Genomic DNA, 268 nt, shown 5'->3' with positions numbered 1-268 from the left:
ATCACTTATCTTCTGATAGCGTTCTTGTATTCCTTTTGACGTTAAAACCTTATCTGATTCATATAAATCCTTAGAAAATAACCCGACTACCAAGCAGCATTTAATAACCTCACGTATATACGCCTCTTCAAAGCCCGTTTGTTCCGATACAATGAAAGGCAACTCTTCATCCCACATCATGTAATACCCTTGTTTGTAGATATTACATAGCAGGAGAGCATATACGGTAATGGCTTTACCGCCCTGATACTTGATTAATTTTCTAACC

1 protein-coding gene is annotated in these 268 nt (G+C 37.3%); it reads right to left on the bottom strand.

Annotated elements, in window-relative coordinates; genetic code table 11:
- A partial coding sequence (locus KB213_RS12045) for a DUF4373 domain-containing protein (protein WP_346266717.1) occupies positions 1-255 on the bottom strand: 255 nt, incomplete at its 3' end.
- Positions 256-268: the final 13 nt, after the last annotated feature.

Source organism: Neokomagataea anthophila, from assembly GCF_018122595.1.
Lineage (GTDB): Bacteria > Pseudomonadota > Alphaproteobacteria > Acetobacterales > Acetobacteraceae > Gluconobacter > Gluconobacter anthophilus.
The sequence above is the reverse complement of the archived record's forward strand: the minus strand, read 5'-3'. Positions and strand labels throughout refer to the sequence as shown.